This is a genomic window from Amycolatopsis ponsaeliensis, assembly GCF_030182635.1.
GTDB classification, from domain to species: Bacteria; Actinomycetota; Actinomycetes; order Mycobacteriales; family Pseudonocardiaceae; genus Amycolatopsis; species Amycolatopsis ponsaeliensis.
On the sequence record NZ_JAPZLD010000002.1, the window covers coordinates 61,753 to 86,635 of the forward strand.

General features: G+C 72.8%; 28 protein-coding genes and 2 pseudogenes. 9 read left to right on the forward strand and 21 right to left on the reverse strand.

Annotated features, from left to right (window positions below; translation table 11 throughout):
• Nucleotides 1–52: 52 nt before the first annotated feature.
• From QQ657_RS03125 to QQ657_RS03150, 6 genes are read right to left on the reverse strand one after another with little or no spacing between them, the layout of a single operon-like run.
• Nucleotides 53–505: a hydrogenase maturation protease gene (locus QQ657_RS03125; RefSeq protein ID WP_284740494.1), complete on the reverse strand. Its 453-nt coding sequence runs from the start codon at nucleotides 503–505 to the stop codon at nucleotides 53–55.
• Complete coding sequence (locus QQ657_RS03130) at nucleotides 502–1,788, reverse strand: Ni/Fe hydrogenase subunit alpha (protein ID WP_284740495.1); 1,287 nt, start codon at nucleotides 1,786–1,788, stop codon at nucleotides 502–504. The genes QQ657_RS03125 and QQ657_RS03130 overlap by 4 nt, the downstream gene beginning before the upstream one ends.
• A complete protein-coding gene (locus QQ657_RS03135; RefSeq protein ID WP_284740496.1) occupies nucleotides 1,785–2,555 on the reverse strand; it encodes an NADH-quinone oxidoreductase subunit B family protein in 771 nt (256 codons plus the stop codon). The genes QQ657_RS03130 and QQ657_RS03135 overlap by 4 nt, the downstream gene beginning before the upstream one ends.
• 1 nt (nucleotide 2,556) lies before the next feature.
• Nucleotides 2,557–3,378, reverse strand: a complete 822-nt coding sequence (locus QQ657_RS03140) for an FAD/NAD(P)-binding protein (RefSeq protein WP_284740497.1) — start codon at nucleotides 3,376–3,378, stop codon at nucleotides 2,557–2,559.
• The gene (locus QQ657_RS03145; protein ID WP_284740498.1) at nucleotides 3,375–3,833 is read right to left on the reverse strand and encodes a Crp/Fnr family transcriptional regulator; all 459 of its coding nucleotides are present in this window, start codon (nucleotides 3,831–3,833) and stop codon (nucleotides 3,375–3,377) included. Before QQ657_RS03145 ends, QQ657_RS03140 begins: the two co-directional genes overlap by 4 nt.
• Complete coding sequence (locus tag QQ657_RS03150) at nucleotides 3,820–4,929, reverse strand: 4Fe-4S dicluster domain-containing protein (protein ID WP_284740499.1); 1,110 nt, start codon at nucleotides 4,927–4,929, stop codon at nucleotides 3,820–3,822. The genes QQ657_RS03145 and QQ657_RS03150 overlap by 14 nt, the downstream gene beginning before the upstream one ends.
• A 181-nt stretch (nucleotides 4,930–5,110) precedes the next feature.
• Here QQ657_RS03150 and gap point away from each other — a divergent pair, with 181 nt between their 5' ends.
• Together gap and QQ657_RS03160 are read left to right on the forward strand one after the other, a co-directional pair.
• The gene (gene gap / locus QQ657_RS03155; protein ID WP_284740500.1) at nucleotides 5,111–6,124 is read left to right on the forward strand and encodes a type I glyceraldehyde-3-phosphate dehydrogenase; all 1,014 of its coding nucleotides are present in this window, start codon (nucleotides 5,111–5,113) and stop codon (nucleotides 6,122–6,124) included.
• A 130-nt stretch (nucleotides 6,125–6,254) separates the two neighbouring features.
• On the forward strand, nucleotides 6,255–6,590 hold the full coding sequence (locus tag QQ657_RS03160) for a cupin domain-containing protein (RefSeq protein ID WP_284740501.1): 336 nt from the start codon (nucleotides 6,255–6,257) through the stop codon (nucleotides 6,588–6,590).
• 12 nt (nucleotides 6,591–6,602) lie between these two features.
• Here the strand turns inward: QQ657_RS03160 and QQ657_RS03165 are convergent, their stop codons facing one another.
• Nucleotides 6,603–7,262: a CBS domain-containing protein gene (locus QQ657_RS03165; RefSeq protein WP_284740502.1), complete on the reverse strand. Its 660-nt coding sequence runs from the start codon at nucleotides 7,260–7,262 to the stop codon at nucleotides 6,603–6,605.
• Between the two features lie 151 nt (nucleotides 7,263–7,413).
• Between QQ657_RS03165 and QQ657_RS03170 the strand changes: the two genes are divergently transcribed.
• Complete coding sequence (locus QQ657_RS03170; protein WP_284740503.1) at nucleotides 7,414–7,662, forward strand: PLDc N-terminal domain-containing protein; 249 nt, start codon at nucleotides 7,414–7,416, stop codon at nucleotides 7,660–7,662.
• Here the strand turns inward: QQ657_RS03170 and QQ657_RS03175 are convergent.
• A complete protein-coding gene (locus QQ657_RS03175) occupies nucleotides 7,605–8,480 on the reverse strand; it encodes a universal stress protein (protein ID WP_284740504.1) in 876 nt (291 codons plus the stop codon). The genes QQ657_RS03170 and QQ657_RS03175 overlap by 58 nt on opposite strands.
• Nucleotides 8,481–8,691: 211 nt before the next feature.
• Between QQ657_RS03175 and QQ657_RS03180 the strand changes: the two genes are divergently transcribed.
• The 3 genes and pseudogenes from QQ657_RS03180 to QQ657_RS03190 all read left to right on the forward strand — a co-directional run.
• Nucleotides 8,692–9,288: a DoxX family membrane protein gene (locus tag QQ657_RS03180; RefSeq protein WP_284740505.1), complete on the forward strand. Its 597-nt coding sequence runs from the start codon at nucleotides 8,692–8,694 to the stop codon at nucleotides 9,286–9,288.
• A pseudogene (locus tag QQ657_RS03185) lies at nucleotides 9,276–9,455 on the forward strand (hypothetical protein); the annotation flags it as partial. The gene QQ657_RS03180 and the pseudogene QQ657_RS03185, both read left to right, overlap by 13 nt.
• Nucleotides 9,439–9,621 (forward strand): annotated as a pseudogene (locus QQ657_RS03190) (hypothetical protein); the annotation flags it as partial. The pseudogenes QQ657_RS03185 and QQ657_RS03190, both read left to right, overlap by 17 nt.
• A 175-nt stretch (nucleotides 9,622–9,796) precedes the next feature.
• Here the strand turns inward: QQ657_RS03190 and QQ657_RS03195 are convergent.
• The 3 genes from QQ657_RS03195 to QQ657_RS03205 are packed head-to-tail and all read right to left on the reverse strand — an operon-like array spanning nucleotide 9,797 to nucleotide 11,642.
• Nucleotides 9,797–10,495, reverse strand: a complete 699-nt coding sequence (locus QQ657_RS03195) for a CBS domain-containing protein (protein ID WP_284740506.1) — start codon at nucleotides 10,493–10,495, stop codon at nucleotides 9,797–9,799.
• Between the two features lie 11 nt (nucleotides 10,496–10,506).
• Entirely contained in the window at nucleotides 10,507–11,019 is a 513-nt protein-coding gene (locus QQ657_RS03200) for a universal stress protein (RefSeq protein ID WP_284740507.1), read from the reverse strand.
• A 23-nt stretch (nucleotides 11,020–11,042) separates the two neighbouring features.
• The gene (locus QQ657_RS03205; RefSeq protein ID WP_284740508.1) at nucleotides 11,043–11,642 is read right to left on the reverse strand and encodes an Rv1733c family protein; all 600 of its coding nucleotides are present in this window, start codon (nucleotides 11,640–11,642) and stop codon (nucleotides 11,043–11,045) included.
• A 211-nt stretch (nucleotides 11,643–11,853) separates the two neighbouring features.
• Between QQ657_RS03205 and QQ657_RS03210 the strand changes: the two genes are divergently transcribed.
• Nucleotides 11,854–12,255: a CBS domain-containing protein gene (locus QQ657_RS03210; RefSeq protein WP_284740509.1), complete on the forward strand. Its 402-nt coding sequence runs from the start codon at nucleotides 11,854–11,856 to the stop codon at nucleotides 12,253–12,255.
• 4 nt (nucleotides 12,256–12,259) lie between these two features.
• Here the strand turns inward: QQ657_RS03210 and QQ657_RS03215 are convergent, their stop codons facing one another.
• Nucleotides 12,260–13,246 carry an Acg family FMN-binding oxidoreductase gene (locus QQ657_RS03215; protein ID WP_284740510.1) on the reverse strand — a complete coding sequence of 329 codons (987 nt, stop codon included), beginning with the start codon at nucleotides 13,244–13,246 and terminating at the stop codon, nucleotides 12,260–12,262.
• Between the two features lie 177 nt (nucleotides 13,247–13,423).
• On the opposite strand from QQ657_RS03215, the gene QQ657_RS03220 reads away from it, so the two are divergent.
• Entirely contained in the window at nucleotides 13,424–13,936 is a 513-nt protein-coding gene (locus tag QQ657_RS03220) for a DinB family protein (protein WP_284740511.1), read from the forward strand.
• Here the strand turns inward: QQ657_RS03220 and QQ657_RS03225 are convergent, their stop codons facing one another.
• From QQ657_RS03225 to QQ657_RS03245, 5 genes are read right to left on the reverse strand one after another with little or no spacing between them, the layout of a single operon-like run.
• A complete protein-coding gene (locus QQ657_RS03225) occupies nucleotides 13,937–15,349 on the reverse strand; it encodes an MBL fold metallo-hydrolase (protein ID WP_284740512.1) in 1,413 nt (470 codons plus the stop codon).
• A gap of 19 nt (nucleotides 15,350–15,368) precedes the next feature.
• The gene (locus QQ657_RS03230) at nucleotides 15,369–16,958 is read right to left on the reverse strand and encodes an ABC transporter permease (protein WP_284740513.1); all 1,590 of its coding nucleotides are present in this window, start codon (nucleotides 16,956–16,958) and stop codon (nucleotides 15,369–15,371) included.
• Nucleotides 16,955–17,863, reverse strand: a complete 909-nt coding sequence (locus tag QQ657_RS03235; RefSeq protein WP_284740514.1) for an ABC transporter ATP-binding protein — start codon at nucleotides 17,861–17,863, stop codon at nucleotides 16,955–16,957. Before QQ657_RS03235 ends, QQ657_RS03230 begins: the two co-directional genes overlap by 4 nt.
• Nucleotides 17,860–20,103: a phosphoenolpyruvate synthase gene (ppsA, locus tag QQ657_RS03240; RefSeq protein ID WP_284740515.1), complete on the reverse strand. Its 2,244-nt coding sequence runs from the start codon at nucleotides 20,101–20,103 to the stop codon at nucleotides 17,860–17,862. Before ppsA ends, QQ657_RS03235 begins: the two co-directional genes overlap by 4 nt.
• On the reverse strand, nucleotides 20,100–21,080 hold the full coding sequence (locus tag QQ657_RS03245; protein WP_284740516.1) for an Acg family FMN-binding oxidoreductase: 981 nt from the start codon (nucleotides 21,078–21,080) through the stop codon (nucleotides 20,100–20,102). The genes ppsA and QQ657_RS03245 overlap by 4 nt, the downstream gene beginning before the upstream one ends.
• Nucleotides 21,081–21,288: 208 nt before the next feature.
• On the opposite strand from QQ657_RS03245, the gene QQ657_RS03250 reads away from it, so the two are divergent.
• Nucleotides 21,289–21,708: a universal stress protein gene (locus QQ657_RS03250; RefSeq protein WP_434056714.1), complete on the forward strand. Its 420-nt coding sequence runs from the start codon at nucleotides 21,289–21,291 to the stop codon at nucleotides 21,706–21,708.
• Nucleotides 21,709–21,735: 27 nt separating this feature from the next.
• Here the strand turns inward: QQ657_RS03250 and QQ657_RS03255 are convergent, their stop codons facing one another.
• The 4 genes from QQ657_RS03255 to QQ657_RS03270 form a co-directional block, all read right to left on the reverse strand.
• Nucleotides 21,736–22,569 carry a DUF3800 domain-containing protein gene (locus QQ657_RS03255; RefSeq protein ID WP_284740518.1) on the reverse strand — a complete coding sequence of 278 codons (834 nt, stop codon included), beginning with the start codon at nucleotides 22,567–22,569 and terminating at the stop codon, nucleotides 21,736–21,738.
• 86 nt (nucleotides 22,570–22,655) lie between these two features.
• On the reverse strand, nucleotides 22,656–23,387 hold the full coding sequence (locus tag QQ657_RS03260; RefSeq protein WP_284740519.1) for a hypothetical protein: 732 nt from the start codon (nucleotides 23,385–23,387) through the stop codon (nucleotides 22,656–22,658).
• Nucleotides 23,384–23,782, reverse strand: coding sequence for a hypothetical protein (locus tag QQ657_RS03265; RefSeq protein WP_284740520.1), 399 nt, complete (start codon nucleotides 23,780–23,782; stop codon nucleotides 23,384–23,386). Before QQ657_RS03265 ends, QQ657_RS03260 begins: the two co-directional genes overlap by 4 nt.
• Nucleotides 23,783–23,786: 4 nt before the next feature.
• A complete protein-coding gene (locus tag QQ657_RS03270) occupies nucleotides 23,787–24,872 on the reverse strand; it encodes an acetate/propionate family kinase (RefSeq protein WP_284740521.1) in 1,086 nt (361 codons plus the stop codon).
• Between the last annotated feature and the right edge of the window lie 11 nt (nucleotides 24,873–24,883).

Consider the following 24,883-nt stretch of genomic DNA (forward strand, 5'->3'; position numbering starts at 1 on the left):
TCCCCTCCGGTTTCCAGCCAACTCCGAGGGGCCGCGCGGCGAAGCGGGCATTCTACCCGACCGGCGAGGACCAAAGGCCTTCCGCGAGCACGGCCCGCACCGCGGCCGGGACCGCCGCGGCGACCGGCGCCGAAAGCCCTTGCCCCGGCTCGAAATCGACGCCCGCGACGCCGATCACGACCAGCCGCCGCGGCGACCGGCCCAAGGCCTGTCCGAGGTCGACCGCCGCCGCGATGTCGAGGGTGTGCCCACCCCGCCCGGCGCGACCGGGCCAGCCGTCTTCGCCGGTGAACCGCACGACCTCACCGGGTCGCAGCGGGCCCCGCACCGCATCGACGAGCACCGCGAGCCCGGCCTCCGCCCAGGTGTCGATCAGCGTCAGGGGATCGGCGATCCGCGGGACCACCCGGACCCCGGGCAGCGCCGGGAGCGCGGCCACGACGGCCGGGCCGATCCCGTCGTCGCCGCACAGCGCATTGCCCAGGCCGGCCACCACGGCCGTCACCGGCGGACCACGGTCAGGTCGAGGAAGTGCGTCGCGCACGAGATGCAGGGGTCGTGGTTGCGGATGATCCGCTCGCAGAACAGGGCCAGCGCGTCGTCGCCGAGACCGAGCCGCGTGCCGGCCAGCCGGCACAGGTCGTCCTCGATCGCCGCCTGGTTCTGCGACGTCGGCGGGACGATCGTCGCCGCGGTGACCAGTCCCGCTTCGTCGAGGGTGTAGCGGTGGTAGAGCAGCCCGCGGGGTGCTTCGCTCACCCCGTGCCCGGTGCCCGCGCGCGGGACGACGTCGACGCACGGCCGGTCGGGCCGCTCGTAGCCCTCGATCAGGCGTAGCGCCTCCTCGACCGCGTACACCACTTCGACCGCGCGGACCACGATGGACCGGAACGGGTTCCGGCACTCCGGTCCCAGTCCCGCCTCCGCTGCGGCCTCGCGGGCCGCCGGGCCGAGCAGGGCCGAGTTGAGCGAGTACCGGGCGAGCGGACCGGTCAGGTACCGGCGGCCGTCGAGACTCGCGTGCAACGCCGTGGAATGCGGGACCTGCCGCTCGACGACGTGGTCGGGGAACTCCGCGGCCGGGAACGCGGCGCCGGTGCTCGCGACGACGCTTCCCCGTTCGATCGGGTACCACCCCGGCTCGCGCGCCGAGAGCAGGTCGTGGCCGGTCTCGAAGTCGGGGAAGTCGAACCCGGACACCCAGCGCACGACCTCGCGCGCCTGCTCCAGCGCGCCCAGCAGCCGTTCGCGCATCGGGGCGAGCTCGGCCCTCGACGGTACCGAGTAGAACCCGCCGACGCGGACGTTCACCGGGTGGATGGCCCTTCCGCCGAGCAGTTCCATCAGCGCGTTGCCGGTCTTCTTGAGCGCGAGACCGCGTTCGAGGGCGCCGCGGTTCCCGGCCGCCATCGCGATGCCGTCCGGGTACCCGAGGAAGTCGGGTGCGTGCAGCAGGTGGATGTGCAGGGCGTGGCTCGAGATCCATTCGCCGCAGTACACCAGCCGGCGCAGGGCGGCGAGCGGCCCGTCGAGCTCGACGCCGCACGCCGCTTCCAGGGCGTTGCACGCGCTGGTCTGGTAGGCCACCGGGCAGATGCCGCAGATGCGGGACGTGATGTCGGGCGGCTCGGTCCAGTCCCGGCCGCGCAGCAGCGCTTCGAAGAACCGCGGCGGCTCGTAGATGTTCAGCTCGGCGGTGTGGATCCGGCCGTCCTCGACGACCAGCCGCAGCGCGCCTTCCCCTTCGACGCGCGCGATGGCGTTGACGGCCAGCCGGCGGGTGGTCACGGCCGTCGCTCCCGTGACACGGCGGCGAAGTCCGGCGCGGCCGCGTTGAACGTGGCGAAGACGCGGCCGATCGCGGGCTCGTCCATCCCGCAGGTACGCAGGATCGGCAGCAGTGCCGCGGTGTTGGGTTTCGCCATCGGCCCGAAACACCCGAAGCAGCCGCGGCGGTGGGCCGGGCAGAGCGCTCCGCAGCCGGCGTGCGTCACCGGGCCGAGGCACGGGGTGCCGTCGGCGACCGTCACGCAGGTGAGGCCGCGGCGCTTGCATTCGGTGCAGACGCTGGTGTCGGGCAGATCCGGTTTGCGCCCGGCGAGGAACGCGCCGAGCGTCTCGAGCAGCTGGTTCCGGTCGATGGGACAGCCGCGCAGTTCGAAGTCCACCGGCACGTGGGCGCTGATCGGCGTCGACGTGGCGAGGGTGCTGATGAACTGCGGGCTCGCGTAGATCGAGGCGGCGAACTCGGCGACGTCGCCGAAGTTGCGCAGGGCCTGGATTCCGCCGCTGGTGGCGCACGCGCCGATGGTGACCAGCACCCGCGACTGCTCGCGCACTTCGCGGATCCGCCGTTCGTCCGCCTCCGTCGTGATGGAGCCTTCGACGAGCGAGACGTCGTAGGGGCCGGGCAGCACCGCACTGGTCGCTTCGGTGAAGTACGCGATCTTGATGCGGCCGGCGAGGTCCAGGAGCTCGTCCTCGCAGTCGAGCAGGGTGAGCTGGCAGCCGTCGCAGGAGGCGAACTTCCAGACGGCGAGGGTGGGCAGGCTCATGTCACAGCTCCCGGACCAGGAGGAGGGGTTCGGCCTCGGCGTACGTCACGACCGGGCCGTCTCGGCAGAGCAGCAGCGGGCCGAGCTGGCAGTGCCCGCACAGCGCCGTGCCGCACTGCATGTTCCGTTCCAGGGAGACGCGGATGTCGTCCGGCGCCATTCCGGCCCGCAGCAGCACCTGCGCGCTGAAGCGCATCATCGGTTCCGGGCCGCAGAGGAACGCGGTGGCCCGGCCGGTGAAGGGGCCCACCTGGGCCAGGGGCTCGGTGACGAAGCCGACCTCGCCGGTCCAGCCGGCGGCCGGCTGGTCGACCGTGCGGCGCACCTCGATCGAGGTCTCCCACGCGGCGAACTCGTCGCGGTAGAGGAAGTCGGCGGGTGTGCGCGCCCCGGCGACCAGGACGACGCGGCCGTAGGCGGCCCGGTCGGCGAGCACCGCGAGGACGACCGGCCGCAACGGCGCCAGGCCCACCCCGCCGGCGACGATCACGACGTCGCCGCCGCGAGCCGATTCGACGTCCCAGCCGCGCCCGTACGGCCCGCGCACGCCGAGCACGATGCCGGGTTCGGCGTCGTGGAGGGCGTGGCTGACCGCGCCGACGTCCCGGACCGTCTGCTCGAGCACACCGTCCTCAGTGGACGGATCACCGCTGATCGAGATGGCGACCTCGCCGATCCCCCGCGCGTAGAGCATCGTGAACTGACCGGGCCGGAACCGCGGCAGGGCGTGGCCGGCCGGGACGAGCCGCAGCGTCGCCGTGTCCCGCGTCTGGGTCTTCCGCCGCTCGACCCGGTACGGCACCGGCAGCATCGGCTCGGTCACGAGCCGCTCCGGTAGAGGTCGAGCAGCCGGGCCCGGGTGCCCCGCAGGCGGTGGGCCAGCACTTCGAACAGGGCGCGGGTCAGGGCGTACCCGAACGCCGGGTCCGCGTCGGCGAGGTCGCGCAGGAGCTGCCCGTCCAGCTCGGCCGCGGTCACCGTGGTGAGCGCGCGGGCACCGAAGTCCCAGCGGTGCGGCGGGACGAGCCACGACCAGCCGAGCAGCTCCCCCGGCCCGAGCGTCTGCACGACGACGTCGCCGCGGCCGGGGACCGCGGTGTCCACCTCGACCCGGCCGCTTTCGAGCACCCAGAGCCGGTCGGCCGGACGGCCTTCCTCGCACAACCGCTCCCCCGCGGCGAAGGCGACCTCACGCTTCGCGCGGGTCAGCAACGCGGTCTCCGACGGCGTGAGCCGGGAGAACGGAGGCAACGCGGTGAAGCGGTCAACCGCCGACATGGCCGGCTCCTTCCGCGGCGAGCCGGGCCGCTTCCACGGTGATGTCGATACCGGCCGGGCACCAGGCGATGCAGCGCCCGCAGCCGACGCACCCGGACGTGCCGAACTGGTCGTACCAGGTGCTCAGCTTGTGGCTCATCCACTGCCGGTAGCGGCTGTCTCCCGACTCGCGCACGCTTCCGCCGTGCACGTAGGAGAAGTCGAGTTCGAAGCAGGACGCCCAGCGTTCGGCGCGCCCGACGTGCTCGCCGGTCACGTCCGTGACGTCCTCGGTGGTGGTGCAGAAGCACGTCGGGCAGACCATGGTGCAGTTGCCGCAAGTCAGGCACCGGCTGGCGATCTCAGACCAGACGGGTGACTCGCGCGACTCGCGCATCAGGGTCCGAAGGTCCCCTGGCGGCATCGCGCGGCCCATCTTCGCCGCCGCGGCTTCGACGCCTGCTCGCGCTTCGGCGACCTCTCTGTCCGCGGCGTCGCGGGTGGCGACCAGCCCGAGGACGCGCTCGCCTTCGGCGGACCCGACGTCGACCACGAACCGGTGGCCGTCGTCGTCGATCAGCTCGGTGAGGCCGAGGTCGTAGCCCCCGGACACGCCGGGCCCGGTGCGCATCGAAGCGCAGAAGCACACTTCACCGGGTTCGGTGCAGTTCGCGGCGATCGTGAACAGCCCTTGCCGGCGCCGGGTGAACGAGCCGCTCGCGGCGAGCACGGTGCCGAGCACGGAGATCGCCGCCAGGTCGCACGCCCGGACCCCGAGGAATGCGTAGCGTTGCACAGCTTCGGCCGCCGCGACGAACTCGCCATCGGGACCGGTGTGCCAGAGGGCCCGGTGCGGCGGGTGCAGGAAGCGTTTCCACGACTGGGGTCCCGCCGAATGGCCGAACACGGCCGCGTCCGTCCGACGGCGCAGCCGGTACCGGCCGGGCGCGGTCTCCACACCCCAGCCCGCGGGCAGCTCGGCTCCCGAGTCCAGCTCGGCCAGCACGATCGCGTCGTCGCGGACCGTCGGGCCCACGACCCGGTAGCCCTCGCCGAGCAGCACCTCGACCAGCCGGTCGAGCCCGGCCCGGTCGAGCACGCGGATGTCGGTGGCCATCGGCTCCCCTTTCGCCGTGTCCAGGGAAGCGGCTCACGTGCGCCGTCCCCTAGAGCCGAAGGTCACCGGTTCCGCCGGGCCCGGGGGCGTTCGGCCCTCGCCCCGGGGAACTTGGGCCCTACGGGCGCGTCCGCGGGTGCCGAACCATCGAGGAGGAACGGACGACGACAGGGAGAAGCAGATGACAGTACGGCTCGGGATCAACGGCTTCGGCCGGATCGGGCGCGACATCCTCCGGTGCGTGCTGGAAACCCCGGACAGCCCGATCGAGGTGGTCGCGGTCAACGACATCACGTCGCCGGAGATGCTGGCGCACCTGCTCGTCCACGACTCCACCTACGGCAGGCTGCGCATCCCCGTCGAGGTGGTCGACGGCGAGGCGCTGCGCGTCGGCGACCACCTGATCCAGGTGACCGCGAAGGCCGACCCGGCGGAGCTGCCCTGGGGCGAGTACGGCGTGGACGTCGTCGTCGAGTCGACCGGCAAGTTCCGCACCCGCGAAGCCGCGGGCGTCCACCTGGCCGCGGGCGCGAAGAAGGTCGTGATCTCCGCCCCCGGCAAGGACGTCGACGCGACGATCGTGCTCGGGGTCAACGAAAGCGACTACGACCCCGCGAAGCACCACATCATCTCGAACGCCTCGTGCACGACGAACTGCCTCGCCCCGATGGTGAAGGTGCTGCACTCCGCGTTCGGCATCCGGCGCGGGCTGCTCACCACGATCCACAGCTACACCGGCGACCAGGCGCTGCTGGACCGGCCGCACAAGGACCCGCGCCGCGCCCGCTCGGCCGCGGTCAACATGGTGCCCACCAGCACCGGTGCGGCCAAGGCGATCGGGCTGGTGATCCCGGAGCTGGCCGGCAAGCTCGACGGCGTCGCGGTGCGCGTCCCGGTCGAGGACGGCTCGCTGACCGACCTGACGGTGGAGCTCGAGCGCCCGGTCACGGCGGAGCAGGTCAACCACGCGTTCGCCGAAGCCTCCGATGGTGACCTGAAGGGCATCCTCCGCTACACCGAGGCGCCGGTCGTGTCCCGCGACATCATCGGCGACCCGGCCTCGTGCGTGTTCGACTCCCAGCTGACGAAGGCCGACTCGCACCTGGCGAAGGTGTTCGGCTGGTACGACAACGAATGGGCCTACGCGACCCGCACGGTGGAGCTGGTGGAACTGATCGGGCGGTCCTTGTCCTGACGACACTGCCTCGGGTGCCCGCCGGTGACCTGGCCCGGCGGGCATCCGTCCTTCACGGTCCCGCTCGCCGCGTTCTCGGCTACCGTGGCCGGCAGAGCGGAACTTCCCGCCGACGATGGGAGCGCCCCCGATGACCGGCCACCCCGCTGTCACCTCGATCGACGCACTCGCCCCGGACCTGCTCGCCGAAGCACGCAGCCACGCTTCCCGGCGGGCCGCCCGGACGCTGGTTTCCGGAACTTCGCAGCGCGCGACCCTGATCGCCCTCGCCGAGGGCGCGGAACTGGCCGAGCACGACTCACCGCCGGCGGCCACGCTCTACGTCGTGTCGGGCACCGTGCGGCTGCACAGCCACAGTGCCGAATGGACACTCGAGCGCGGGCACTTGGCGACGATCCCGCCGGAGCGCCACGGGCTCACCGCGCTCGACGATGTCGTCGTGCTCCTCACGGTCGCACTCCGGTGAAGGCCCGGCCGCTCAGCGCAGTTCCGTGGCGGCGCCGTCGTCCTGGGTGTACTTCAACCGGTTCCGCACGGCGACCACGCCGGGAACCGACTCGGTGAGCCACTCCGCGCGTTCGACCTCGCTGCGCCGGTCGATCACCCCGCTCAACGTCACGACACCCTCGTCGACCCGGACCTCGACCGTCGAAAGGTCCGCCCGGATCGACCGCTGCAGGACCTCACGCTCCACGGTCTCCTTGAGCTCCTCGTCCGGCCGCAGGAACGCGCGCAGGACGTCGCGGCGGGCGAGGACACCCACGAGGTGGCCCGCGGCGTTGACGACGTAGAGGCAGCGCAGGCCGGTCTCCACCAGCCGCCGGGCCGCGCCCGCCAGGGGTTCGTCCTTCGCGACGGTGGGCACGCGCCGCGTCATCAGCTCGCGCGCGGTCAGGCCCTGCGCCTTGGTCCACACCCGCAGCCGCCGGAGCCCGCGCTCGCGCCGGGCGTCCCGGCCGTGGCGGGCCAGCAGGTCGGCCTCGCCGACGACGCCGATCGGGCGGCGGTGCTCGTCGACCACCGGGATCGCCGCGATGCCGTTCCCGGCCAGCAGGGTGGCCAGTTCCTTGAAGGATGTCCCCGGGCCTGCCGACACGACCGGCCGGCTCATCAGGTCGCACACCAGCGGACCACGCATGACTCCACCTCCGTCGGAAACCGTTGTGCGATCAAATTAGGAGCCTTGGCGTGCTCCGCGCGGCGGGCGACGGTCCCCAGGCGAGGGGCCTTTGGCCCTTTTGCTCGGGGCGGCCGATGCCCTTGCCTGGACCGGACGGAAGGAGAACGGCATGGGAGACCGCAAGCGGTGGCGTGACCTGACTGCCACCCGGCGCACGGTGATCGGCACCGCGGCGAGCGTGCAGGCGCTGCTCGCCGCGGGTGCCTGGTGGGACCTGGCCCGCCGTCCGGCCGACCGCGTCCGCGGCCCGAAGTGGTTGTGGGCCCCGGTGATCGCGGTGAACTTCGCCGGCCCGGTGCTCTACTTCTCCTGCGGGCGCATCCCGCCGCGGGCGACCAGCACCGGGCAGAGCGCGTAGGACATCAGGGCCTGGCTCGTCGACCCGAGAGCCAGGCCGCACACCCCACCCCGCCCGCGGCTGCCGACGACGAGCAGCTGCGCGCGGTCGGCGAAGTCCAGCAGCTGCTCGGCGGGCCGCCCGACCGGCACGACCCGGTCGACGGTGACGTCCGGGTACTTCTCCTGCCAACCGGCCAGCCGCTGGGCCAGCAGCTCGTGTTCGTGCTCCGCCACCGCCGCGCTGTCGCTCGTCCAGTGGTTGTCGGGCCGGCAGTGCACCGCGACCAGCCGGGTGGCGCGCCAAGACGCTTCTTCGAACGCGGCCGCGATGGCCTCCTCGCTCGCCGGGCCGCCGTCGACGCCGACCACCACCGGTCCCTCGGCCGGCGGCCGATTCTCGCCTACGTGCGGACGGATCAGCGCGACCGGGCACTTCGCGTGCGCGGCCAAGGCCACCGTGACCGACCCGAACAGGATGCGGCCGAACGGCCGCAGGCCCGGGGTACCGAGCACGAGCAGCACCGCGCCACCCGACTCGTCGACCAGTGCCTCGGCGGGCCGCTCGGGCCGGAGCGCCGTCTCCACCGTGAGGCCGGGCGCCACCTCCGCCGCGGCCTCCCGCGCTTCGGCCAGCATGGCGCTTCCCTGCTCCGCGGCCACTTCCAGCAGCTGGTCGTAAGTCGGGTCCCCGCGTGGGTAGGGCGCGGGAAGCGTCGGGAGCGCGTGCACGAGGCGCAGGCCGTGACCCCGTTCGCGTGCCGCGCGCGCGGCCCATCGGACCGCCATGAGTGATCCGGCCGATCCGTCGACGCCGGCCACGAGTACCGAGCCGTTCATCCACTTCCCCTTCCGGTTTTCCGCCAGTCAACCGCCGGACGACGCCGGCGGCGCGAGGCTTCCGCCCTGGTTCGTGCGGACTTTGGTCCGTTCGGCCCGGTCCTCGTGAACCGGCGCCCAAGGACCTCCCGGCCGGGGACCTTCGACCCCAGAAACTCCCGCGGTACCGGAAGAAACTGACCGCAGCACCGAAAAGAACGGAGGTTTCCCCATGTCCATCCGACCGGAAGAGAAGAAGACCACCTCGGGCCACCGGGCCACCGAACCGGCGCCGGTCGCCGGCTTCGTCACCGAGTCCACGATCGCCGGGAAGACCCTGGCGGTCCTGCGGGTCGTCACCGGGTTCGTGTTCCTGTGGGCGTTCCTGGACAAGCTGTTCGGCCTGGGTTACGCCACCCCGGCGAAGGGCGCCTGGATCAGCGGCGGTTCGCCGACCAAGGGCTTCCTGAGCAGCGTCCACGTCGGCCCGTTCGAGTCGATGTTCCACTCCTGGGCGGGCACCTGGTGGGCCGACTGGCTGTTCATGCTCGGCCTGGGCGCCATCGGCGTCGCCGTGATCGCCGGGGTCACCCTGCGGCTGAGCGCGGTCGCCGGCTCGCTGATGATGCTCATGATGTGGACCGCCGAATGGCCGTTCGCGCAGAGCATGAGCACCGGTGAGGCAACGCACTCCACCAACCCGATCATCGACTACCACATCATCTACGCGCTGATCCTCATCGCGCTGGCCGCCGCTTCGGCCGGGCACACGTGGGGACTCGGCCGTCGCTGGGCGGACGCCGTCGGCGACCGCCAGTGGCTGCGCTGAACGCGATCGGTACCACGGGCGCCCGCCGGCAGGCGGGCGCCCGTTCCGCTGTCCCGGCGACGAATGAAGGCACTCGTGTACGACGGCCCCGGCCGGCGCGGATCGACGCGGTCACCATCTGCGGCACCGACCTGCACATCCTCAAGGATGATGTCCCCGAGGTCGAGCGCGGCCGGATCCTCGGTCACGAAGCGGTCTCTACGATCGTGGAGACCGCTTCCGCCGTTCTCGCCCGGCACGATCATCGTGGTCGACAAGGAACCGGCGCGCCTCGACGCGGCGAAGTCCTTCGGTGCCGACGTCCTCGTGCAGCCCGGCGAGGCGGCGGCCGAAGCCAGCGGTGGTCTGGGCGCCGACGTCGCGATCGAAGCGGTCGGCATTCCGGCGGCGCTGCACCTCGAGAGCTGTGGATCAAGAACGTCACCATCACCACCGGGCTGGTCGACACCTCCAGCACGACGAAGCGGCCACCGTCCGGATCGGACGGTGGCCGCTTTCCGCACCCGGTTCAGTTGTGCGGTTTGTGCGGGCTCAGGATCCCGACCGGGCCCGGCGGGACCGGGGACACGCCCCGGTCGTCGAACTGGCCCTTCAGGGTCTGCCGCACCTCGACGACGCCGTCGACCCGGCGGATCAGCGCCACGATCACCGGGATCATGCTCGTCCGCTCGACCGTGCCGTTGAGCGTGACGATGCCGTTGTGCACCGCGACGTACAGCGATGCGGGGTCCAGCGTCATCTCGCGCTCGAGCACTTCGTCACTGACCTCGGCGCGAATCTCCTGGTCGGTGCGCAGGAAGACCCGCAGCAGGTCCGAGCGGGACACGATGCCGGCGAGCTTGCCCGCGTCGTCCACCACCGGCAGGCGGTGGAAGTGGTTCTGCTCCAGCAGCTTCGCGGCGACGGTGACGTCGTCCTCCGCGCGGACGGTCACCGCCGGGCTGGTCATCAGGTCGGCGACGAACGCCGCGCCGGCCTTCCGCTTCGCCTGCCGTGAACCGGGCTTGAGCAGGCCGTGCGGCGCCTCGTGCTCGAGCAGGTCACCCTGCGAGACGACGCCGAGCACCTGCCCGTCCTCGTCCACCACCGGCGCCCCGCTGATGTTCCACGAGGCCAGCAGGACCGCGACGGCCTTGAACGGCGTGTCCGGCGCGACGGTCGCGACGTCGATCTTCATGACCGAACCCACCTTGCGGCGACTGGACATCACGATCTCCTTCACAGCAGCGGGCCGGGGTAGTACGTGGCCGCGGGCTCCGGCTCCGGCTTCGCGTCCTTCTCCGGTTCCGGGACGGTCCGGGCGGGGATGACCACCACGGGGCAGCTCGCCTCGCGCAGGCAGTGCTCGGCGACCGAGCCGACGAGCAGCTTCAGCAGGCGGCCGTGGCCGTGGCTGCCGAGCACGAGCATCGCCGCCGTCTTCGACGCCTCCTCCAGGGCCACCGTGGCCGAGTGCTCGACCAGCTCGGCCCGGACGGCGGCACCGGGGTGCTCGGCCCGCACTTCGCCGACGACCTCGTCGAGCTGCCGCCGCTCCCGGTCCGCGACCGTCTCCGGCGTGCCGGCGACCGCCGCGCCGAGGTCGTAGACCGGTTCGAACGTCCACGCGCGCAGTGCGACGACCTGCCGGCCGCTCACCGCCGCTTCCGACACCGCCCAGCGCAGGGCGGCCACGCTGACCGCCGAATGGTCCACGCCGACGACGATGTCGCCCTGGTTTGCCGTGGTCATGGGACTTCACCTTTTCTTCGTTGTCAGGAATGGGTCTTGCGGTCCTGCTCCTGGAGCCACTCCTGCTGCCAGCGGGCGAGACGGAAGCGGTCGAGGGAAAACACGGTCAGCCGGTAGCAGGCCGCGAGCAGCGCCAGCGCGGCCAGCCACAGGCCCAGCCCGATGACCACGGCGTCGATGACGACACCCGCGCCGCTGAGCGGGGGATCCACCGGGTCACCCGAGCGATCCACCCAGACGGTCAGCGTTTCGCCCTTGAGCGTGCCCCGGTCGGCGATCACCTTGCCGACGTGCCGGGCCCCGTCCGGGAGCGTCCACGCCGCGTCGGTGGGTGCACCGGTGCCGACGACGCCGGCCCGCGAGTTCACCGTGATGGCCGGGCCGTCGGCGAGCAGGGTCGCGGTCACCCGGGTGCGCTCGCCGAGCTGCTGCGCGGACTCCCCTTGCTGCCGCACGTAGGTTTCCGAGCCGATGCTGGCGGCGACCGGCAGCGCGGCGAGCGCGAGCAGCACCACGGACACCAGCAGCCCGGCCTGGAACCGGTCCGAGGCCCGCGCCACCGACCCACGGCGGGGCAGAACGGTGCGCCACATCCGCGCCACCGCGTTCGACGACGTGCTCATGATCGCTGCCCTCTCCGCGTCGGAAGTGCTTGGTAGGAACAGGATCATCGATTTCTCCCGTCCTCCGAAGAGGCCTTGGGCCCCGGTACCCCGGGACTGATCCGCCCCGCTTCGGAGGCCCTCCGACAGCCCGCTGAGGACTTAGGACCCTGTGCTGCCGGGAGAGCACCGGGAATGGTCGGGAAAACCCGACCGAAACGGAGCCCGGACCATGCGCGCACGCGAGATCATGACCACCCCGACGTTCGCGTTGACGCCGTCCGCGACGCTCGCCGAAGCCGCCGAGGTGATGACCCGCCACGGGTTCACCACGATGCCGGTGGTCGACGCCGACGGGCGGCTGCTCGGCCTGCTGTCCGAAGCCGACATCCTGCGGGTCCCCGCCTCGCCGGGTGACCCGGACACCGGCGTGATGCTCGACGGCGGCCCGCGCACGGCCGGCTCGGTCATGCGCCAGTCGGGTTTGGCCGTGCCGGCCGGCACCGAGGTGCGTGAGCTGGCGCGGCTGATGACCGACGCCGGGGTGCGCTCGGCGCCGGTCGTCGAAGACGGGCACGTGGTCGGCATGGTGACCTTCCAGGACGTGCTGCGCGCCACGGCCGGGCACGCTTGAGACGTCAGCTCGCCGGGACGTCCGGGCCGGTGCGCTGGGTCAGGACGTCCGCCACCGGCCGCCGGCCCGTCAGCCGGGTCGGGTAGCCGTAACCGATGCGCAGCAGGGTGTGCGGCTGCCCGATCCCGGCGAAGAGCCGGTCGATCGACTCCCGCGTCCGCGGCGTTTCGAACGGCTGGGACAGGAACGACGTCGCCAGGCCCTCGGCGGTCGCGGTGAGCAGCACCCGCTGCATCGCCATCCCGGCGCGGACTTCCGCGTGCGGCCCCTTGTCCCGGGTCAGCAGCGCGCCCAGCAGCGGCTCTTGTTCGTATTCGCGCTCGGGCAGCTCACTGTTCTCGTGCGACGCGCGCAGCGAGACGATGCCGGGGCTGTGCGGCGGCGGGCCGGACGCGATCTTCGGGACGCCGTCGGGGCTGTCGAGCTCGCGGTGGGTCCAGAACGCGGCTTCCGCCGCGAAGTCGAGGTCACCGGTCTGCAGCGCCTCGGCCTGCCGGACCAGCGAGGCCACCGGCGTGTACCGGCCGGAAGCGTCGAGGTACTCGATCTGCCCGCCCTCGCTCAGCGCCGCGGATTTCAGTGCCGCGCGCAACGCGGGCGGCACTTCCTTGTCCAGCAGCGGACGGCGGTTGGTGTGCCGGCGGAAGACGGCGTCGGCGAGCTTGCGCTCGACGGCGGTGGCCTTCTGGTTGCCGTCGAGCCGGATCACCGCGGCCAGGTCGGGCCGGGTCCGGTCGGGCAGCATCCGCACGGTCGCGGCGAGCCCGTTGGCGCGCAGGCAGATGACCAGGTTGAAGGCGGCCGCGCCACAGGCGAGCCGCGCCTCCCGCGCGTGCGGGTCGGCCACGGTGAGCAGCCGCTCGCGGTCCAGCCACACCTCGATCACGTCGTGCTCGACGGTGAACCGCCAGGGCTGGGTGTTGTGCGGCGAAGGCGCGCGCACGGCCGAGGCGAGGGCCTGGTCGAGCACGTCGGGCAGTGGTCGGCTCATCGTCGGGCTCCGGGTCGCTGGGGTACGAACCCACCCAGCATCACCGGCGGCGACGCTCCCCCGCGACGGCAACGCGTCACGACCCCGAAGGACCAAAGACCTCCCGTGCGAACCCGCGCTGAGACCGGCTTCAGGCGGCCCGTGGGATGCTCCAGCGGCGCGAGCGGAGGCCGAACCATGGACCGGCGAGCAGTGCACGAGCAGTGGGAGCGCGACCGCGCCACCCTCCACGAGCTGGTGGCCGCCGCGACGGCCGCCGATCTGCGCCGTCGGTCGCGGGGCACCCGGTGGACCAACGGGCAGCTGCTGTTCCACCTCGTGTTCGGCTACCAGATCGTGCGTGCCCTGCTGGTGCTGATCCGCGTCTTCGGCCGGCTGCCGGACCCCGTGAGCCGCGGGTTCGCCGCCGTGCTGAACGCGGCCACACCCCCCTTCCACGTGATCAACTACCTCGGGTCCTGCGGTGGCGGCCTGATCGGCCCGCGGCTCGCGGCCGCGTGGCTCGACCGCATCATCGCGTCACTCCACCGCAGCCTCGACCGGGCCGGCGAAGCCGACCTCGAGCGCGGGATGCACTACCCGACCCGGTGGGACCCCTTCTTCCGGCCGTACATGACGCTGGCCGACGTCTACCGCTACCCGGCCCGGCACTTCGCCTTCCACCTCGAACAGCTCACCCTCGACGAGTAGTCAGCACAGCACACGTTCCGCTTCCTCCGGGACGACCGCGCACCACCCCGCCTCGGCGTGCAGCGCCTTCGCCAACGCGTACGACGGCGCCGGCTCGCCCTCGACGACGAAGGCCGTTTCCGGCGCCGGTGTCGCGGTCGCCCACGCCTGTACCTCCGCCGGGCCGGCGAACTCGCCGGTGCCGCCCAGCGCGGTCACCTCGGCCCGGACCGACACGTAGCGCCCGCGGATCTTGAGGTGCCGGGCGCCGTCCGCGAGCTGCGCGGCACGCGTTCCCGGCGCGGGGTGTCCCAGCAGGACGACGCCGTTGCGCGGATCCGGCAGCGCCGCGGCGAGGTGCCGCAGCACCCGTCCCGAGTCCGCCGTTTCGAGCCCGGCCACGATGATCGACGGCCGGTCCGTGACCTGCCCGGCCGGCCGATCGGGCACCGCCACCCGGCCGTCGCGGCGCAGCTCGGGCCACCGCTCGGCCATCGCCAGGCGGTGGACGTCGATTCCGGCCAGGCCCGCCGGGCTGTCGAGCAGGACCGGCAGCCGCGGGATCTCCTGGGCGTCCATGAGGTCCCGCACCATCGTCAGCAGCAGCTCGGTGCCCACCGCGGCCGCGGGGACGACGACGCTCCCGCCCCGCCGGACCGCACGGTGCACCGCCGCGGCGAACCGCCCCGGCAGGTGGCGGTCGCCGGGCTCCTGGGGAGCGGCGAGCACCAGGACGTCCGAGCGGGGCCGCGGGTCCGGCCGGCGCAGCAGCGGATGACCGGCCGCGCCCAGCGGCCCGGCGAACACGACCGAGCGGCCACCCGCGCGGATCCGCACCCACGCCGCCCCGAGCCGCCCGCCCGAGCGGCCGAACTCCAGCTCCGCGCCGTCGAGCTGCCGGAGCGTGCCGAATTCGACCGGCCGCACCAGGTCCACGGCCCGGCTGACGTCCTCGGCGCGGAACGGCGGGACGGCCGGGCCGGGCGGGCACCACCGGTCCGCGTCTTCCTCGAACTGTTTCGCGGCGTCGCCCAAGGCGACCGGGAGCAGCGCGGCGGTCCCGGGCGTCGCGAACACCGGCCCGTGCCAGCCCTCGGCGACCAGCTGCGGCAGGAATCCCGCGTGCCCGAGGCCGGCGCTCGGCAGGATCACCGCGTCGACCGCGTGCAGCTCGTCCGGGCAGGGTGAGAAGTTGCGGCGCCACAACGCGTCCGGCCCGGCGAACAGCCCGCACCCGACAAGCAGCTTCGCGTCCGGGGTCTCGAGCAGGTACCGGGCGCACCCGGCCCCGCCGAGGAAGCTCAGCACCGGATCGGGGCCGGCCGCCGCCCGGTGGCCGGTCACGTGGAGCCCGCCCGGCCACGGGCTGGTGCGGTAGCGCGCGGACGCTCGGCGGGCGGCGCTGAGCGCGGCGGCGCGGGAACCCTCGGACATCGGCTCATCCCTTCGTGTGTCAACCCGCGATGTCGCGCCGGCGGAACCCGGCTATCCCCGCCACGACCAGCGCGCCGCCCAGTGCGGTGAGCCAGAGCAACGGAGCGAGGTGCACGACGGCACCGGGCAGCTTCGGCGAGTGGGTGAACGGCGACAGGTCGAGCACCCACTGGTCGAGTTTCAGCAGCACCCCGAACTCGCCCAGCAGCAGGAACGTCGTCAGCGCGACCCAAGCCACGGTGACCGCGCACGCCACGAAGCCGAACAGTGCCGTCGCGAGCCCGGCGAGCACCCAGGCCGCGGGCAGCTGGGCCAGTGCCGCGCCGACCAGCCGGACCGCCTCGGCGCCGGGCGAGCCGGTACGGATCCCGTACGCCAGCCCGGCCGTGAGCCCGAGCGCCGTGAGCAGCAGCACCGGTGCGGCCACCGCGAGCAGGAGGTACCCCGCCAGCAGGCGGCGGCGGTCGAGCGCGGTGGCCAGCAGCGGTTCGACGCGCAGCGCTCGCTCCTCGCCCCGCAGGTGGACCAGGACGGTGATCGCGTAGCCGGCGGTGATCACCCCCGCCATCGAGAACTCGGCCGCGAGGAACGCGTTTTCGAGCGCCTGTTCCCCGCCGAGCGCCGTGATCAGCGCCCGGGCACCGTCGCTGTCGAGCATCTTCCCGACGTTGCCCGCCAGGCCGCCCAGCACCAGTCCGATCAGGACGTACCCGGCCAGCCAGGCGGCCAGGTTCGCGCGGTTGAGCCGCCAGGTCAGGCCCCACGCCCCGCCCAGGGAACGAGCGGCGTGCGCCGCGCCCGCACGATCCGGCAGCAGCCCGGCGTCGATGTCGCGGACGCGGGCCAGCGCGGCCGCCGCGGCGAGCAGTGCCGCGGTGACGAGCAGCGGAACGGCCAAGACCCACCACACGTCACCGGCGTACGGCCGGACCTGCCGGGTCCACCCGATCGGCGACGCCCACGACAACCAGCGCGGGCCGGCGGAGTCACCCACCGCCCGCAGGAAGTACGCCGCGAGCAGCGCGACGACGGCGAGGCCCGAAGCGGCTCTCGCGCTCTTGGTCAGCTGGGCGGTCACCGCCGCGACCCCGCCGAAGACGAGACCGGCGGCCGCCCAGCCGAGGCCGAACGCCAGCGAGCCGGCCACCGGCAGCCCCGCCGCCGCGAGCCCCAGCCCGCTGAAGAGGCCGAGGACCAGGCTCGACACCGCCGTGACGACGACGCCCGCCGCCAGGCCCGCGAACCGGCCGACCACCGCGGAGCCGAGCAGCTCCCGCCGGCCGGCCTCCTCCTCGGCCCGGGTGTGCCGGACCGCGGTGAAGATCATCAGCAGGGCGATCAGGGCCGCGCCGAACGCCGTCAGCTTGAACACCGACGTGGCGCCCAGCGTCGGCTCGTACACCGGGCCGTACAGCGCGACCAGGGCCGGGACCGAGTTGATGCTGTCGGCCGCGCCCCGCTGGTCTCCCGCGGCCGGGTAGACCGCCGCGGTCGCCGCGGCCGACGACGCCGCCACCGCGGTGAACACCGCCGTCCACACCGGCAGGCGGACCCGGTCCCGGCGCAGCGCCAGCCGGACCAGCGTGCCGGTGCCGGTCAGCGAGCTCATGCCGGCACCGCCGTCCGGCCCGCTTCGGTGCGGTAGTGGCGCAGGAACAGCTCTTCCAGGGTCGGCGGGTTGCTGGTCAGGCTCCGGACCCCGCACTGGCTCAGCAGTCCGAGCACCGACGCCAGCTCGGCGTTGTCGACGGTGAGCCGCACCTGGCCGCCCTCGGCGCTGAAGTCGTGCACCCCCGGCAGGTGCGCCAGGCCGTCCGCGGTGCCGGAAAGCCGCGCGGTGACGGTGGTCCGGGCGAGGTGCCGCAGTTCGTCGAGGCTGCCCGAGTCGACCAGGCGGCCGGCCCGGATGATGCTGACCCGATCGCACAGGGCTTCCGCTTCGGACAGGATGTGGCTGGACAGCAGGATCGTCCGGCCTCGCTCCCGTTCCTCGCGGACGCACTCGCGGAAGATCTGCTCCATCAACGGGTCGAGCCCGCTGGTCGGCTCGTCGAGCACCAGCAGTTCGACGTCCGACGCGAGCGCGGCGACCACGGCGACCTTCTGGCGGTTGCCCTTCGAGTACGCGCGGCCCTTGACCCGGGGGTCGAGCTCGAACCGGTCGAGGTAGCGCTTGCGACGCACCGGGTCCAGGCCGCCGCGCAGCCGCCCGAGCAGGTCGATGACCTCGCCGCCGGTGAGGTTCGGCCACAGCGAGACCTCACCCGGCACGTACGCGAGACGGCGGTGCAGCGCCACGGCGTCCCGCCACGGATCGCCGCCGAGCAGCCGCAGCTCGCCGGCGTCGGCGCGCAGCAGGCCCAGCAGCACCCGCAGCGTGGTGGTCTTCCCGGCGCCGTTCGGGCCGAGGAAGCCGTGCACCTCCCCGGTTTCGACGGTCAGGTCGAGCCCGTCGAGCGCCGTCGTCCGGCCGAACCGCTTGCGCAGCCCGGTGATTTCGATGGCGCTGGTCATCGGGTGCTCTCCAGCAGGATCCGCCGCTCGGCCGAGGCGATGGCGGCGCGGGACTCGCCCAGGACGTCCGGGTTGACCGAGATCGACGTGATGCCGAAGCGGACGAGGTGCTCCGCGAAGCCGGGCTTGGTCGAGGGCGCCTGGCCGCACAGCGACGAGGTGATGTTGCGGTGCCGGGCGATGCGGACGATCTTCTCGATCGCGTCCAGCACCGCAGGGTCGGCCTCGTCGAACAGCTCCGCGCACTGCGCCGAGTCGCGGTCGACGCCCAGCACCAGCTGCGTGAGGTCGTTGCTGCCGATCGAGACGCCGTCGATGCCCATCCCGGCGTACTCGCCCAGCCAGTACACGACCGACGGGACCTCGGCCATGATCCAGCGGTGCAGCCCACGCTGCCGCCCGAGCGGGCTGGCGTCGACCAGCTCGAGGCACTCCTCCAGCTCCCACTTGGTGCGCACGAACGGGATCATCAGGTGCAGGTTCGGCGTCTGCTCGCGCACCCTCGCGAGGGTCTCCAGCTCAAGGGCGAACAGGTCGCGCTCGCGGACGTACCGGTAGCAGCCGCGGTACCCGATCATCGGGTTGCTCTCGACCGGCTCGAAGGCGTCGCCGCCGGCCAGGCCGCGGAACTCGTTGGTCCGCAGGTCGGTCGCGCGGTAGACCACCGGGCGGGTGCCGAACGGCCGGGTGATCTTCAGCAGCGACTCCGTCATCTTGTCCACGAAGGATCGCTCTTCGCCCTTGGCGAGCAGGTCGCGCGGGTGCCGGCCGTCCAGGGCCTCGGTCAGCAGGAACTCCGCGCGCAGCAGGCCGACGCCGTCGACCGCCTGGGCGGCGACCTCTTCGGCGTGGTCGGGCATGGCGAGGTTGACGTACAGCTTGGTGCCGATGGCTTCCGGCGCCACCGGCCCGGCGACCGGTTCGGTGCGCGCCGGCGCCTTCTTGGCCGCACCGGCCCGGACCTCGCCCTTCGTGCCGTCGACGGTGACCAGCGTGCGGTCGGCCAGCACGCGGGTGGCGTCGCCGGTTCCGACGACGCACGGCACGCCCAGCTCGCGGGCGACCACGGCGGCGTGGCAGGTCATCCCGCCGCCGTCGGTGACCACGGCGGCGGCCCGGCGCATCGCCGGCACCCAGTCCGGGTTCGTCATCGGCGCGACGAGGACCTCGCCGTCCCGCAGGTGTTTCGCCTCGGCCGGGTCGTGCAACACGCGCACCGCGCCGCTGCCCTCGCCCGGCGACGCGGCGAGCCCGGTGACGAGCGCTTCGGTCGTCACCGCCGTCAGCGGCGGCAGCGTGGTGATCGGGCGCGACTGGACCAGGAAGATCTCGTCGTCGGCGATCGCGAACTCGATGTCCTGCGGTACGGCGTAGTGTTCCTCGACCCGCGAAGCCATCCGGGCCAGCTCCAGCACCAGGGTGTCGCTCAGGACGCGGCGGCCGCCCGCGGGCCCGGGCAGCTCGATCCGGACGTCGCCGCCGCCGGCTTCGGCGATGATCTTGTGGCTCTGCTTGCCGACCCGGACCGAGAGGACCAGCAGGTCCTTCTTGCCGACGACATAGGTGTCGGGCTCGACGGCACCGCTGACGATCGCTTCGCCTTGGCCGAACACGGCTTCGACGACCACGCGGTCGCGGTCGCCGGTGCGCGGGTCGGCGGTGAAGATCACCCCGGAGAGCTCGGACTGGATCATGCGCTGGACGACGACCGCGATCGCCGGCTCGCCGGTGAACCCCCGGCTTGCGCGGTAGCTGACCACGCGCGGGCTGAACAGCGACGTCCAGCAGTCGATGACGCGCTCGGCCACCGCGTTGTCGCCCCAGATGTTGGTGTAGGTGGCGTTCATCCCGGCGAAGGAGGCCTCGGCGCCGTCCTCCCCCGTGGCCGACGACCGGATCGCGACCGGCGTGGACCCGCCCAGGCCGTGGTAGGCCGCGGCGATCTCGGCACGCAGGTCGCCGGTGAGCCCGGCGAGGCGGACGAGGTCGCGCATCCGGTCGCAGGCCTCGGACAGTGCCGTCGTGTCGTCCACATTGGCCACCGCCTTGGCGTGCAGGTCGGCCAGCTCGGCGCGGACGCCGGCGTGCTCCAGCGCGGCCCAGTAGCCGTCGCGGGAGATGACGAAGCCGCCCGGGACGGTGAAGCCCGCGGAGATCAGCTCGCCGAGGTTGGCGCCCTTGCCGCCGACGGTCTCGTCGTCGGTGAGCCGGATCTCGGCCAGATCGCGTACGTAGGTCATCGGAGTCCTCCTGGTGGTGGGAACATCTCGCCGAGCGGGAGTCGTGGTGAGGGGGCGCTGGGAACGGCCGGGTATCCGTAACGGAAGATCGCCTGCGGCACACCCGGCAGGGCCAGCTCCGAGACCAGCCGCGACCGGAGGCCGGTCAGGTGCAGGGGCTGGGTGAGCACCGAGCCGACGAGGGCCTTCGCCGTCGCGGTCAGCCAGGCGCGCTGCAGGGCCGCACCGGCGGCGAGGTGATCGGTCCGGGTGTCGCCGTCGGTGCAGACGACCAGCAGGTTCTCCGCGGCCAGCCGTTCGGTGAGCACGACGTCGTCGGGCACGGGGGTGCCGGTGCGGACGAGTCCCGCCACCGGCAGGGCTTCGGGGCTCAGCGCGTCCTCGGGGACGCCGTCACCGATCGCCTCCCAGCCGTGGGTGTGCGCGGTCCACAGCTCCAGCTCGCGCTGGTAACCGCGGTCTTCGCGGAGCACGCGCGTGGCGAAGCCGAGCAGCTCGGCCAGCTTGTCCAGCCGGCCGGGCACGACGAGGTGGATGCCGGTCGTCTCGCCCGCGGCGACCACCGCGGTGTGGACGGCCGCCGGCACCCGGTTGTGGTAGAAGTGGCGCCGGTGGCTGCGCCGGCGGTTGATCGCCTGGTACAGCGCGAAGTCGCGGGCGGAAGGCGTCCGCGGGCGGCCGATCGTCACGGTGGCGACGACGTCGTCGTCCCGGAACCCGACGTGGCAGTCCCGGCCGAGAGCGCGCACCGCGAGCTCCAGGTTGGCGACGGCGGCGCCGCAGGACAGCAGCCGGTCCCGGCCGGACGGATCGTGCCGGCGCAGCCCGACGTCCCGGCGCTCGAGCAGGTCCACCTCGGTGCCGCGGACGAGCAGCTGCCACGGCTGGCTGTTGTGCACCGAAGGCGCGCGGCTCACCGCGCGGGCGAGCACGCCGATCTGTTCGGAGGTCAGGGCTGCCGGTGCTGCGGCGGTCATCGCGGTCACTCCCGTACGCGGAGCCGGGCGCTCCGCCGAAGTCATCGTGAGTCCGCGGTGGGTACGGGCACCGGAGCACAAAGTCCTCTGCTCCGGCGTAATTCGGCCCCTACCGGCCTCCCCGCGAGCGGCGCACGATCGCGGTGACATCGAAGAGGAAGAGAGGCTCGCCATGGTTTCGCGTACTGGTCGTGTGATCGTCGTCGGCATGGACGGCACGCCCCGCGGCGACGCGGCACTGCAGTGGGCGCTGGAAGTCGGTGCGCACAACGGAGACACGGTCCGCGCGATCCTCGTCCGGCCCCGCGACGCACTGCTGCCCGGGACGTCGTTCGCCATCCACCCCCACGGGCGCGTGCCGGAGGCCGGCTACTCCCTGGACGAGCACGTCGCCGGGCTGGCGTTCGACACGACGGCGGAGCTGGAGACCCGCACGGTCCACGGCGACCCGGCAACGGAGCTGGTGACGGCCTCGGCGGACGCGGACCTCCTGATCGTCGGCACCCACCGCGGCGGAGCGCTCACGGATGTGGTGCTGGGCAGCGTAGGGCGGGAGTGCGTGCGCTTTTCGCGGTGCCCGGTGGTGGTCATCACCCCGGAAGCAGCCCATCGGCTCGCTCCGGCGTGATCGCCCGAGTTCGAACGCCGGGATTCCTCAAGCCGCAGGAGTCCCGGCGTCGATGTGGTAGTCCCAGCCCGAGTGCGGCAGCACGTATTCACCGCCCCTGTCTCGGCGGGTCGTATCGCGGCAAACGTGCCAGTAGAGGTTCGCGAGGTCCGGCGGCCAAAGCGTGAGACCCGTTCCTCCGACCCGCCCACCTTCGTCCCGCGACGCGATGCGCAGCAGGTTGGGCATCAATGCCGTGGCATAAGGGCTGCCCGCAACTGCCCCGACAGTCACACCGGCAACCAGATCGGCAAGCTGCAACTGCGGAACGTGATGAGACGGCGCCATCAAGATCGGCATCACGATCCGCGTGGGCGCATTGAACTTCGTCCCCTTCGTCGTGAGGGGAAGTGTGTCCGCAAGCCAAGCGTGCTGTTCCGCCGAGTTGCCGCCTGGTTCGTCGGCCACGACGATTCCGCGACCCTGTGGATCCTGGTTCCTCAGAAAATTGGACACCTTGTCGTAGAGAAAACCCAGCACCATCGCGCGCACCCGGGGGATCTCCCACTCAAGACGGCCGCGAGCCCACACCACCGAAATCGACCTCGCCCCGGCCTCGACCGCCGCGTCGATCATCCTGCGCTGCAGCTCGGCGCGCACCGGTCGGCCTTCGGCCGTCTTGAACCAGCTGCCGCTCTTGGGACTCCACTTGATTTCCGCAATCGGCGGCACGCCGAGTTCCGCCCGGGCAGCCTTGATCCGAGTGCTGTACAGGGCCACGGTTTCCTCGGGGAACAGAACTGCTCCCAGGCCCACCAGGTGGCCCAGTCCCGCCCTGCTGGGATTCAGTTGTTCGGAGTCATCGCACAAGACCAACCACATCGGACACCACCAGCCTCGAACGAAACAGTCGTGTCACCTCTGAGTCGCTCCGGAACGCCGATTCGTAACAAGCCGCTGTCCCGGATTCACCGTGTCTTTCTTCGCCTCGCCCCGGCAAGGCCGACCACCAGCAGCCCCTGTGGGATGCCGGGTAGCAGTTCGGTGTTGCGGGCCCGTTCCGCGGCCCCCTGGACCGGCAGCGGGATCTCCCGGGAGGTGAAACTGCGGACCGCCGCGGCCAGCCGGGTCGCGTGCAGGGCCGCGCCGGCGAGGACGTGGTGGCGGCGGCTGTCGCCTGGCGTCGTGATCAAGAGCGGTGACTGCCCCGCGAGGTCGGCGCCGAGCCGCCTGAGCGTCGGTACCCACTCGGGGCGGACTATCCGGACATCCGTCTCCGGCCAGAAGTCGTCGCCGGCCAGTGCCCCCAGCACGGCCAGGCTGACCGGCCGCAAGGGGCCGTCGTGGTGGGTCTCGCCCACCGTGCGCAACGCCGCGTACCGCGCCCATTCGCCGCTGGTCGAACCGCGCGCGGCGCCGACCCGGACGACCGCCACGACGTCGGGGCGGGCCGGGTCGTACGGGAAGGTCGCCGCGGGCTCGCGACCCAGCACCCGCACGACCGTCCAGATCGTCGACAGCACCGCGCCGCATTCCAGCAGCACGGTCCCCCCGGCCCGGTCGCGGCGGCCGGGCGGCTCGGTCAGCACGATCTCGTCGGGCCGGACCTCCGCGACGCACCGGGTCGGGCCGAGCCGCATCAGCGCGTCGCCGAGGACGGCTCGCGATGAACGGTCCCACCGGAACGCGGGCGAGATCATCCGCCGACGCCGGCGACACCGAGGTGTCTCGACGCGGCACGGCACGTGGCCAGCAGGCCGTCGACGTCGATCACGGTGACGCGGTTCTCCAGGCCGGGCGGCACTCCGGCCCGGACGTCGGGATCCGGCGAGACGAGCGCGACCGGCACGTGGTCCCGGATCGCGCAGACGACGCCGAACTCGCGGGCGGTCAGCTCGGCGGCCTGGCCGCGGACGTCGACGACGAGGTCGGGCTGGGCGAACGGTTCGTCGAGCGGGCAGTGGCCCCCGACCGCGAGGGCGCGGCAGAGCCCGGCGCGGCTGTGGCACCGGCTGACCAGGCAGCCCGTGTCACGCAGGGGCTGGAGCAGGAAGTCGGAGTCGCCGAAGGAAGATTCGGTGAGAAGGACGTGCATGGTTTCACCTCACGGACACTCGGGCGAGCGCCTCTTCGGCGCCGCGGGCCAGCTCCAGGTCTTCCCGGGGCAGGACGATCAGGGCGGGCACCGGGGAGTCCGGTGCGGTGATGACCCGGTCGATTTCGGTGTGCGGGACGTCTCCGGCACGCAGACCGAGGACGCCGAGCCCGCCGACGACCGATGTGATCACCTCGGGCTGGTGCTCGGCGACACCGCCGGTGAAGACCACCGCGTCCAGCCGCGACAGGCTCGTCGCGGCCGCGCCGATCTCCCGGCGGAGCCGGTGCCGGTAGACGTCGAGGGCGACCTCGGCGTCCTGCTCGCCGTGGGCCGCGGCGGCCAGCACCCGGCGCAGATCGCCGTTCGTCCCGGTCATCCCGGCCAGCCCCGAGCGGTGGAACAACGCGTCGGCCATCTCGGCCGCGGTCATCGGCACCGTCTGCATCACGTGCAGCAGCAGGCCGGGGTCGACCGAGCCGGACCGGGTGGCCATCATCGCGCCTTCGAGCGGGGTGAACCCCATGCTCGTGTCGACGCCGTGGCCCTCGCGGATCGCGGTCACCGACACTCCGGCGCCCACGTGGGCGCAGACGAGCTGGAGTTCTTCCGGCGGCCGGCCGAGCAGCTCCGCGGTGCGCCGCAAGGCGTACTGGCAGGAGAGGCCGTGGAAACCGTAGCGGCGCAAGCGGTTCTGCGTGGTCCACGACTTCGGCAGTGGGTAGCGGGCCGCGGCTTCCGGCATCCGGGCGTGAAAAGCGGTGTCGAAGCAGGCGATGACCGGGACGTCCGGCAGGAGCCGCCGGACCTCGCGGGTCACCGTCAGCGAGAGCGGCTGGTGGTTCGGCGCCAGCGACGTGAGCCGCTCGAGGTTCGCGAAGAGGGCGTCGTCGACCACCTCCGGGGCCTTCTGCGAGCCGCCGTGGACGAAGCGGACGGCGACCGCGTCCACCTCGGACCAGCGGCTGATCGCCTGGGCGACCACGCCGGGAACGGCCAGGTCCCCAGCGGCCCAGCCGACCGCCACACCGTCGGCGACCAGCGACACCTTCAAGCTCGACGAACCGGGGTTGAGGGTCAGCACACGCACGGTTTTCCTCC